Annotated in this window: 12 protein-coding genes; 1 reads left to right on the plus strand and 11 read right to left on the minus strand. The window is 62.6% G+C overall.

The genetic code is table 11. The features are described from left to right. Nucleotides 1–34: 34 nt before the first annotated feature. Entirely contained in the window at nt 35–799 is a 765-nt protein-coding gene (locus tag AC1DN0_RS30710) for a S1 family peptidase (RefSeq protein ID WP_441631178.1), read from the plus strand. Nucleotides 800–862: 63 nt separating this feature from the next. Here AC1DN0_RS30710 and AC1DN0_RS30715 read toward each other — a convergent pair whose 3' ends face one another. The 11 genes from AC1DN0_RS30715 to AC1DN0_RS30765 form a co-directional block, all read right to left on the minus strand. Further along, the gene (locus tag AC1DN0_RS30715) at nt 863–3,784 is read right to left on the minus strand and encodes a DUF927 domain-containing protein (protein ID WP_477146245.1); all 2,922 of its coding nucleotides are present in this window, start codon (nt 3,782–3,784) and stop codon (nt 863–865) included. Nucleotides 3,785–3,897: 113 nt separating this feature from the next. Beyond that, nucleotides 3,898–4,263 (minus strand): hypothetical protein, encoded by a 366-nt coding sequence (locus AC1DN0_RS30720; protein WP_441631202.1) that lies wholly within the window; start codon nt 4,261–4,263, stop codon nt 3,898–3,900. Continuing rightward, nucleotides 4,260–4,499: a hypothetical protein gene (locus AC1DN0_RS30725; RefSeq protein WP_441631182.1), complete on the minus strand. Its 240-nt coding sequence runs from the start codon at nt 4,497–4,499 to the stop codon at nt 4,260–4,262. The genes AC1DN0_RS30720 and AC1DN0_RS30725 overlap by 4 nt, the downstream gene beginning before the upstream one ends. An 89-nt stretch (nt 4,500–4,588) precedes the next feature. Then, entirely contained in the window at nt 4,589–4,870 is a 282-nt protein-coding gene (locus tag AC1DN0_RS30730) for a hypothetical protein (RefSeq protein WP_441631184.1), read from the minus strand. Continuing rightward, complete coding sequence (locus tag AC1DN0_RS30735; RefSeq protein ID WP_441631186.1) at nt 4,854–5,129, minus strand: hypothetical protein; 276 nt, start codon at nt 5,127–5,129, stop codon at nt 4,854–4,856. The genes AC1DN0_RS30730 and AC1DN0_RS30735 overlap by 17 nt, the downstream gene beginning before the upstream one ends. A gap of 297 nt (nt 5,130–5,426) precedes the next feature. Then, nucleotides 5,427–5,717, minus strand: a complete 291-nt coding sequence (locus AC1DN0_RS30740) for a hypothetical protein (protein WP_441631188.1) — start codon at nt 5,715–5,717, stop codon at nt 5,427–5,429. Further along, nucleotides 5,710–5,910, minus strand: coding sequence for a hypothetical protein (locus AC1DN0_RS30745; protein ID WP_441631190.1), 201 nt, complete (start codon nt 5,908–5,910; stop codon nt 5,710–5,712). The genes AC1DN0_RS30740 and AC1DN0_RS30745 overlap by 8 nt, the downstream gene beginning before the upstream one ends. Further along, entirely contained in the window at nt 5,903–6,091 is a 189-nt protein-coding gene (locus tag AC1DN0_RS30750; RefSeq protein WP_441631192.1) for a hypothetical protein, read from the minus strand. The genes AC1DN0_RS30745 and AC1DN0_RS30750 overlap by 8 nt, the downstream gene beginning before the upstream one ends. 383 nt (nt 6,092–6,474) lie before the next feature. Further along, the gene (locus AC1DN0_RS30755; protein WP_441631194.1) at nt 6,475–6,888 is read right to left on the minus strand and encodes a helix-turn-helix domain-containing protein; all 414 of its coding nucleotides are present in this window, start codon (nt 6,886–6,888) and stop codon (nt 6,475–6,477) included. Nucleotides 6,889–6,963: 75 nt separating this feature from the next. Next, the gene (locus AC1DN0_RS30760) at nt 6,964–7,593 is read right to left on the minus strand and encodes a Rha family transcriptional regulator (protein ID WP_441631196.1); all 630 of its coding nucleotides are present in this window, start codon (nt 7,591–7,593) and stop codon (nt 6,964–6,966) included. After that, nucleotides 7,590–7,805: a helix-turn-helix transcriptional regulator gene (locus tag AC1DN0_RS30765; RefSeq protein WP_441631198.1), complete on the minus strand. Its 216-nt coding sequence runs from the start codon at nt 7,803–7,805 to the stop codon at nt 7,590–7,592. Before AC1DN0_RS30765 ends, AC1DN0_RS30760 begins: the two co-directional genes overlap by 4 nt. Between the last annotated feature and the right edge of the window lie 291 nt (nt 7,806–8,096).

Below are 8,096 nucleotides of genomic sequence, written 5' to 3' on the forward strand. Positions count from 1 at the left end.
CCATCGAGGCGATTTCCCATTAGAGGACTTGCAAATGGAATATCAGGCCGCGCTCCATGCACCAAGCCATTTTTTCCCCGTTCTGCTTGTCAAAGCTAGTCCGGGCCAGCCGTCGGAGATTGTTGAGCACCTTGGGACGGGCTTTTTCCTGTTTCCTGGGGTATTGATAACCTGCTGGCATTGCGTGGCAGATCAACCTCCGCCCGGATGCGAATATGCCATTCGCGTGGAAGAGTCGAAGGGAAGGTTCAAGGCTTACTTTCTTGAAGACATCGAGCGCGACGCGAATGGAACAGACATAGCAACCGCACGATGCCAATACACACCACCGCAAGAACTCGAACTGTGGACAAGCGATCTTCTCCTCGGCGAGGAGCTTTGGGCATTTGGGTATCCGTACCCCGAGCGCCAGCGCAAGCAGGACGGAACCATCCATCACGTTATTAGCGGCAGACTCCTGCGCGGCTACATGACGCGGCATTTCTTGTACGATCACCCTACCCTGGGAAGAACGGACGCCTATGAACTTGACATGCGCGCCCCGCAAGGGATAAGCGGAGCCGCCCTTATTCGACGCGACACATGCCAGGTTGCCGGACTCATATTCGGGAGCGCTGACGTTGAGACGATAGAGGAATTCGCAAGCGTCGACACGGAAACTGGGGAGCGAGAGCCAGAGGTGCGCAGGATTGTGTCCTTTGCTTTGGCGTATGACACGGAGTCATTGGGCAAGCTCAGGACCAGCGCCACTAATAAGTTGCCCCTCGCCGAGTACATTCGGACTATCAAGGGCACTTAGACCGTAGCAGCTACCATACGCGGACATGCATCTCTCCGTAGCCCCCCCGGGTTCGAACAGCTTTCATACGTCCAGTTCGAAGAGCCCGGCCGAGATGCAATACACACGCGTTCGGCCGACACCGGGTATGCGCATCAGCTTGTCCGGCCGGCCGCTCTTTTCTTCGTGCTGCAGCACGTCCATCGCCATCAACAGCGCGGCCACTGCCTTTGGGTCATAGCCCTTGCATACCTCCCTGCGCCACACCTCCGGCTGGATGAAGTACTCGCACGCTGCGGTCTCCGCCGCCTCCGGGCTCATCTTGTCGCCAAACTCCCGCAGGTAGTCACTATTCGTGTTGATTGGTGTACCGCTGCCCGTTACCAAGCGCTTATATCCCGCGCGATTCATCGTGTTTGGCTTGTGGTCATCGGCCGCACGATTCACCCAGGTAAAGCGCGCGTCCCCATGCAGCTCCAGGAAACCGCGTACCTGCCGAACCATTGACTTATGCTCGCCGCTACCGGCGCCTCCGCGTTCGGTCAGCCACGCATCAAAGCAAGCCTTCGCCGCCGATGTGGCCCAGCCCGCCGGCCAGCCGGTTAGACCTGCACTGGTGGACAGTTCGCCGGCCACCCCCACCAGTGCAAACCGCGATGCCACGCGAAACACCTGGCCATGGGCGCTGCCCGCCACCCAATCACTCACCAGGGCGCTAACCCCCTCCCGCAAGATCTCCGCAAGCTCCGCTTGGTTGGCCACCGCCCATTCAATGAACCCCATGCCCGCCGTGCCGTAGTAGCTTCGCGTGGCCTCCTGCAGATGATCGGACAAGGCCTTGCCCGAGACGAACCCGCAAAGGTCTTCAAACACGCCGAGGCCCTTACCTGCATCAGYCGGGATGTTGGCTAGGCGGATCTCTTGCCCCGACTTCGCCACCTTGCCGGCCTCGGCCATATGATCGGATAGCTTGATTTCGCCATCCGACAAGAACAGCAGCCGCCACGTGAGCGCCGGCCGCGCCGTGGCAGTGCGAGTGGCGCGACCCTTGCCGGCCTCATTGGCCAGCATGTAGACCGTATCCCCGATGATTTTTGGATCGACCTGGCCAATCTCATCCAGGATCAGCAGCGCATCCGAGTGCTGCRCAGCGGTCAGTTCTAAGGCGTTGTCAGTTGCCCGCCAGCTTCGCGCATAGTCACGCCCGCCAAACACTGAGGCCGCGACACGTAGGCCCGTTGTCTTGCCGCTGGAGCTATCCCCTACCAGGTGAAAGCCGCCCGACTGCAAGCCCGCATGATGCAGGAGCGGCGCCGCGAACGCCGCAGAGGCACAGAAGGTCAACCGCGTGTTACCGACGCACGCAGCCGCAACCTGCGTTTTCCACTCATCGAGCGTGCCACGTTGCTTGAACTGCGATACAACGCCCGCAGCCGACTGGAACAGCACGCGCTCGCCCTCTGCCTCCCCTATCGTGCGATCCGGCAACACAAACGCGCTCCCATGCCAGCCAATGCGATCCGTACAGCGCGCGCGTGTTTCCGTAGCGGCCGTCTGGATGTACGTTGTCAGCAGGTTCTTTGCCTTCGAACCAGGTGCAATATTGACGCCCATGGAAAGCAGCGTGGCCCGATATTCCGTACCATCCCCGGCCAACATACGCGCCGGCATCGCCCATTGCTTCGGGTGGCCGTCTGCATCGTTGGCCACCAGGAGAAAACCCCACTCCCCATTGTGTTCGTCGCGGGTCTTGGCCTCGACATCGAGACGCGAACAGACCCAGTACGGCGGCAACGGGTCGCCCTGGTCGCTAAACCCGTGATACCAAACCCCTTTGCCGTCCACATCGAACCATGGGCGGCCTGGCGACCGGGCCGATTTAGCGGCCTTAGGCGCTTTCGTCTTGGTGGTGGCCACCTCACCCCCGCCCCGCACCTTTACGTCACGCGTAGCGGCTGCCTGCTGGCTTGCCGCAGCTCTATCGATGTTCTCCGCTGCAGGCACTGCCGAAAGCTCCGGCCGCATAGCTGCCTCAAGCTGCTGGCGCACCTGCTCAGTTCCAGAAACCCGAGCCAAGTCGTTAAAGTCGCTGCCATCGTCTGGCAAGCCAGCCGGCGCCACCATCTGACCACGTGCCCGCCGCCCGGCGTCCTTGGCCGCCAGCAGCCCCGGATTCTTGCCCGTCTCCGCTTCGGTGGCCCGGTCATCATCGGCGCAGATAAGCAGTTGCACATCCGGGAAGAGCCGCCGCATGGTTTCTGCCACGTGCCGCAGGTTCGACGCATTAAAGGCCACCACCACMGGCAAGCCGCACACCTGGTGCAACGTCGCGGCCGTGGCATATCCCTCGGCCACCAGCAGCCATCCAGTCGCATCCGGCGTGCCAATCACGTGATAGCAGCCTGACACGCGGCCACCCTTCAAAAAGATCTTGTCATTCCCRCCGCTCAGCGGTTTGCCGTAGATCCGCTGCAGATTCCACAGTTGGCCAGCAGCGTCACGCGCCGGCACGAGGATGCATCCTTTGCCAAAGCGCACGCCGTGGGCCTCTACGCCCTTGCGCTTGAGATAGGGCGAGCTGCCCGACTCGGCCGCCGCCTCCCACAGCTCAGCAGCCTTGGCAGCGGCCTCGCGCTGCCCGGCCTCCTGCTTTGCCTTGTCACTCATCTCACGCTGCTTGCGTTCGGCATCGCGGCGCGCCGTCTCTTCTTTCGACAAGGCCGGCGCCGGGCCAAAGCGCTTAGGATCGAAGCCCCCCGCCATGGCTTCGCGCAGTAACGTGCCAATGCCCACGGCGCCCGAAGCCTTGCAGCTCTTCCAGGTAGCCTTAGCGGCGGCAGCATCGTAGTTCGCCGCGGATTCGCTCCACTCGTTGAAGAGAGGCCAGCCATCGTCACCGAAATAGTTTTTTACGGCCATGCAAATGCGCAGCCACCGCTCCCGATCATCGGCCGGGATGTGGGTCAGGGCGGCGCGGATCTTCTCTGGCGTGTGTTCGTATTGCATCAGGCTTCGCCCCCTCCCTGCGGATTCACCCATTCGTCAATTCGTAGGGGCGAGTTCGCCCCGCCGGCCCCGCAGCGAGCCAGCATGTAGCGTTCATTCATGGTGTTTTGTTCCTAGTGCGGGTGCGTAGCTGCGCCCGTGGCGGAGTTCACCCGACCACCGAACCCGGCGAGCAAGTACTGCTGCAACCGACCCAGCAGCCCCGATACGAAAGCGTCGCCGGCCGCCGCTAGCTCGGCTGCCGGTACCGCTTGCCCCGCCTCCGCCGCCGCTCGCTGCAATGACGCTCGAAAGCTCATTGCGCAACCCGGCACGAAAACGTGCAACGGGATCTGGCCAAGCTGCTGCAAGCAGCCATCCGCAGTCTCAATGCCCAGGTCGACGGCCCACTGATACTGGAGGCAAACAAGGGCGTCACGTGCCGCCGCGTGCGCAATGGCAGGAATCACGGCAGTCTTGGTACGGTTCATTGCGCTCATACGTCCTCCGAAAAGGGAAGTATCTTGAATTGCTCATTCAGGCAGCGGCAAACATCGTCCATATGCCGCGCCGCTAAGCCCTCTCCCACCTCTGCAATACGCCTACGCGGCGTGTCTGCCTTCGCCAAATCGGCAAGAGCGCGACTCAATTCCATCAGCTCCAGCAGGCCGTCGCCAGCGTTCTCCAGGGCAAATTTGAGCGCATCGAGCTGCGCGGCTCGCGCGGTCTCATCCATCGTGAGCGGTGCGCGCTGTCGCGCACGAAACCGCCCATCGCGCCAGAGCCGCACAGTAGCCGCCCTATCTCGAAAAGCCATTCTCATGCTCAGTCCTCCATAACCGCAGCCAGGACCTTTGACAGAGCCTGCGCGGCGATGCGACGAGATCCGGCCGGCAGGCCACGCAATGACCAGGCATAGCGGCCGTCCGCAGTGCGGCGGATCAGGATTGAATGCTCAGGCTGCTCAAATGCCGAAGCTGCAGCGCTGGTCTCTGCGGCCGAATTGGCGGCCTTGCGACCACGTACGGCAGCAAGGCTCACAACTACGCAGGCACGCGCCCCGTCCGCGTGGCGAGTACCCGTTTTTTGTTCAGACGTGGCGCGCATGGCCGCCCTCCCCGTTCGCGGGCGCGAAGTAGCCAATAGGCGTGCCGCCCAATGCGCTATGTGCGGCTTCCAGTTCTACGCCGAGCTGCGGCAGCACGGCATCGATCAGGCAAAAGAAGGCATCTATATCGCCGTCAGAATGGGCGCCAGCGGCGGCCCAGCGTATCCCGTGCAAGGCGCTGATAGCACGTGACACCTTATCCTTGGCCGATGCGACAGAAGATGGCGCGAGTGGTTTGCGTTCGGTGGTGCTGCTCATTTGGCGCACCTCCCCGACTCAAGCATACGAATCAGTTTGTCTAAGCCTGTTGCGATCACGAGGAGGCCGCCCCTCAACATCAGCGCTTCCTCCAGGGGCGATGCATTCCGTTGCCAGTCGCCAGCAATGGCAGCTTCCGTTGCGGCCGCCTTTTCCCGGCGCTTCGCCGCGAGGCTAGCCGTGCCACCAGGCCGGCCACGGCGGCACGTGTTGGCGACGGCGGGGCGATTAAAAGCCGGATGGCTCAGCACGTTGGGCGGGCAATCCGTTGCGGCGCCGCTATGTGTTTTCGGAGACTCAGCCATGGCTCGCCTCCGCCCGTTCCAGACCGTGCACGCTCGAATCCAACTTCTCACGCCATCCATCCACTGCGAAGAGCGAGGTATTGGTAAGCTGTGCGCCCACGCGTGCAAGGCCCTCGATAACGTCAAAGTTGTCCGGCGCATCAGCGGCGGTGGTCAGACGAATGATTGCCTCGTAGATTGCAGCCGCACCGGACAGCCCTGTAGCTGCATTTTCGTGGGTGGCGATGCCAATTTGTGCGGCGGTAAAGAGAGCACCGGCATTCGACTCGCATTGCTTACACATGGCGCACCTCCCCTTGCATTGCCAGGTGCGCAAGTTCGGCGCTGAGCCGGTTGAACGTCAGCGACAGTTCCGCCTTGCAGAGCGCGGGCAGCGTGTCGAATGCATCGCCGTCAGGATCAAGCATGAAATCGGCCAACGCCTTGAATTGGCGCATGGTGACGGCGAAAGGATCGGAGGCGGTGCTTTTACGCATGACGCACCTCCGCTTGCAGGGCACGCACGCGGTCAGCAACAGCCACCAGCGCGGCGCCGGCTACATCGAGTGATTCGCGGTCAGTGGGCGCGGCAACGGCATCACGCAACGCGGTGCGGACGATAGCGAGGATTTCGGGAAGGGGTGATTGCTCGGTATGGGCGAGCGAAGACATGGCCATGGCACGGCCTCCTTTGTGAGCGGTATCAATCCCGCTCCCCGCTCTCAAACGGGGTGGGCGGGCGCAAGGCAGGGTTGAGAGACCGGCACAAAGGAACCGGCGAGCCCGAAGGCTCCCCCGCCCAGGCCCGCCCATAGAAGGCGCACGTAGGCGTGACGGACGAAAAAAAGCCGCCTGGCGGCGGTCGTCCGCCTTTGTGTTCCGGCTCTCACCCCGGGCCGCTGTGGTTGCAACGGCAGGCACAGTATAGCGCGAGCTGGCGACCGTTGCGAAAGCCCACGCTGGCGAGGCCTGCGAGGCCAGTACCAGGGCAAGGGGCTCAGGGCCGCAGCGGGCCAGAGTCAGGGCGGCAGACATGACCACCAGGCGCAGGCGGAAACACATCATGCCTCGCCCTCCAGCGTGTAGACAGCCACTTTGTGGCGCTTGCCATCCGTTGTAGCGCGCCACTCCAGGCGCATGGTGATTTTGTGACCCTGCGCCCGCAGTTCAAACACGCGGCGTGGTACGTCCTGGATGCTATGCCCCCGAAGTGCGGCGAGACTATCGAGCGCCCCCCGGCGCAGGCCGGCGAGCAGGCGGGCGCGCTCGCCTTCAGCGCGTCTACCGCCATCAATGCCCTTGGAGAGCACCGGACGGCCTGCCGGCGCCTTCACCAGGCGCGGCGCATTGACCAGGTAGGCGCTCACGTGGCGCAGGCGAACATTTCCATAGCGGTCCAATTCCCAAGGGCGCAGCGTAGCAATCGAACGCTGGGCCTCATCAGGTTTTCCGTTATTTCCGTTACGCGTCGCCATGGTCCGCCTCAACCTCACCAGAAGCGGCCGCAGCCCCCGCCACCCAATCGCACGCCCGTTTGGCTGCGGCTGCGATCATTTCGGCGGTTTCATGTCCACCGCCCGCCAAGAGGCCAGCCTTTCGGCCGCGCTTAGCGCGGCGCGGTCTATCGGATCGGGTTTGCCACTGAAAGCACTGTTGATCAGCCGAGCCTCGTTCGCGTAGTGGTGGGGCTTCGTGCCCTTGCCATCCGCTTCCCGGCGCATGGCAAGCATTTGGGAGACAACAGCATAGTTGGCGGCAACCTCGCCACGCGCTGCGCTCCAGCCGAGCGACTTAGGTTCGCTCAGTTGCTGGCGTAGTGCCAGGAATGCATCGACTAACCGCACCTGGCCAGAACGCGAGTTGCGGCCACCGATGAACGGCATGGCAATAAGAGCGCCGCGCTCGGTCAGCTCAAGGCGGCGCTGCTCGCGGTTCCACTTATCGGTGTAGGAGGTCTCCTTGAAATCAAGGAAACCTATCGAGCCATCCTCAATCAGCGTACCGAGCGTCTGGAGCACGTTGTCATGGCGGCGCCCGAACTCACGGGCAATCGATAGGGAATCGGTAACGGGCTCGCCGCCGCGCAGGTGGACCAGGGCGAGCGCGTTGGCCTGCGTGCCATTCTCATCAATGCGCTGCGGTACCGGGGAGCTGGAACTGTTGGGGAGACCCATGGTCATACCGCCGCCGGCAGAGCCGCAATCCAAGCTTCTACTTCGGACGCCCGCCATGCACGAGAGCGTGCGCCCAGGCGGACGCCAGCCGGGAACTCCTGGCGGGCGATACGGCGATAGATCTCCGAGCGAGAGAGCCCGGTTTTATCCGTAACGGTAGGGAGTCTCCAGAGGGGGCCACCAGCAGGGGTGGCATTGGCGACGGGTGCGCTTTGCATATGGCCTCACAGTGAGTTTCACCGCCGCGTCACCGAACATCCTTGTTCGTCGCGGCATGTGCCATATGCTAAGAAGCGAAACACGGCTACTGAAAGCAGCTGGCTACAGTAACCACGCTTGCCAAACGCAGAACACGGCTACTGTGTATTAGCTGGGACTCGATCTGACAGATAGTCGGGCTGTTGAATCGAGAAGCGCGACTCAATGCGGGATCAGTTTCTCCTTGGCGAGTTCCAGCGAGTCGAGGAAGGTGCGCATGGGCGTTTTGCCGTAACACCATCGCCCCTGAT

It is taken from the genome of Cupriavidus sp. 05N39, assembly GCF_056397325.1.